Source organism: Rhodococcus kronopolitis, from assembly GCF_042654025.1.
Lineage (GTDB): Bacteria > Actinomycetota > Actinomycetes > Mycobacteriales > Mycobacteriaceae > Rhodococcus_G > Rhodococcus_G kronopolitis.
The window spans coordinates 1-1,712 of sequence record NZ_JBHSFO010000016.1 but is presented as its reverse complement, the minus strand read 5'-3'; the positions used below and the strand labels follow the sequence as shown (position 1 = coordinate 1,712).

At 55.7% G+C, this 1,712-nt stretch carries 1 rRNA gene; it reads left to right on the top strand.

The features are described from left to right. Window positions 1–1,712 (top strand): 23S ribosomal RNA (locus ACFO6S_RS21220); the annotation flags it as partial.

Sequence of the window (1,712 nt, the reverse complement as noted above, 5' to 3'; positions counted from 1 at the left end):
GTAGCGAAAGAAGAGTGAGAAACTCTTCCGCCGAATGACCAAGGGTTCCTGGGCCAGGTTAATCCGCCCAGGGTGAGTCGGGACCTAAGACGAGGCCGACAGGCGTAGCCGATGGACAACGGGTTGATATTCCCGTACCCGTGTGAACGCGCCCATGGTGAATCAGTGATACTAACCGCCCTGAAGCCGCCGGCGAACCTTCGGGTTTGTTGGTGGGGGATGCGCGGGACCTGATCTGGTAGTAGCCAAGCGATGGGGTGACGCAGGAAGGTAGCTGGGCCAGTGAGTGGTAGTACTGGTGTAAGCGTGTAGGGAGTGACATAGGCAAATCCGTGTCGCACATATCCTGAGACGTGATGCGTAGCCGTTGAGGTGAATTCAGTGATCCTATGCTGCCGAGAAAAGCCTCTAGCGAGCTTTCACACGGCCCGTACCCCAAACCGACACAGGTGGTCAGGTAGAGAATACTAAGGCGATCGAGATAACTATGGTTAAGGAACTCGGCAAAATGCCCCCGTAACTTCGGGAGAAGGGGGGCCTCGTCTGGTGATGGAACTTGCTTCCTGAGCTGGGTGGGGCCGCAGAGACCAGTGAGAAGCGACTGTTTACTAAAAACACAGGTCCGTGCGAAGTCGTAAGACGATGTATACGGACTGACGCCTGCCCGGTGCTGGAAGGTTAAGAGGACCGGTTAGCCCTTCGGGGCGAAGCTGAGAATTTAAGCCCCAGTAAACGGCGGTGGTAACTATAACCATCCTAAGGTAGCGAAATTCCTTGTCGGGTAAGTTCCGACCTGCACGAATGGCGTAACGACTTCTCAGCTGTCTCAACCGTAGACTCGGCGAAATTGCATTACGAGTAAAGATGCTCGTTACGCGCGGCAGGACGAAAAGACCCCGGGACCTTCACTATAGCTTGGTATTGGTGTTCGGTTCGGTTTGTGTAGGATAGGTGGGAGACTGTGAAGCGGGCACGCCAGTGTTCGTGGAGTCGTTGTTGAAATACCACTCTGATCGTATTGGACTTCTAACCTCGGACCATGATCTGGTTCAGGGACAGTGCCTGGTGGGTAGTTTAACTGGGGCGGTTGCCTCCTAAAATGTAACGGAGGCGCCCAAAGGTTCCCTCAGCCTGGTTGGCAATCAGGTGTCGAGTGCAAGTGCACAAGGGAGCTTGACTGTGAGACTGACAAGTCGAGCAGGGACGAAAGTCGGGACTAGTGATCCGGCACCGGCATGTGGAAGCGGTGTCGCTCAACGGATAAAAGGTACCCCGGGGATAACAGGCTGATCTTCCCCAAGAGTCCATATCGACGGGATGGTTTGGCACCTCGATGTCGGCTCGTCGCATCCTGGGGCTGGAGTAGGTCCCAAGGGTTGGGCTGTTCGCCCATTAAAGCGGCACGCGAGCTGGGTTTAGAACGTCGTGAGACAGTTCGGTCTCTATCCGCCGCGCGCGTTAGAAACTTGAGGAAGGCTGTCCCTAGTACGAGAGGACCGGGACGGACGAACCTCTGGTGTGCCAGTTGTCCTGCCAAGGGCACTGCTGGTTGGCTACGTTCGGAAGGGATAACCGCTGAAAGCATCTAAGCGGGAAGCCTGTTCCAAGATGAGGTTTCTCACCCCTTGTGGGGTAAGGCCCCCGGCAGACCACCGGGTTGATAGGCCGGAACTGGAAGCCCAGTAATGGGTGTAGGTGACTGGTACTAATAG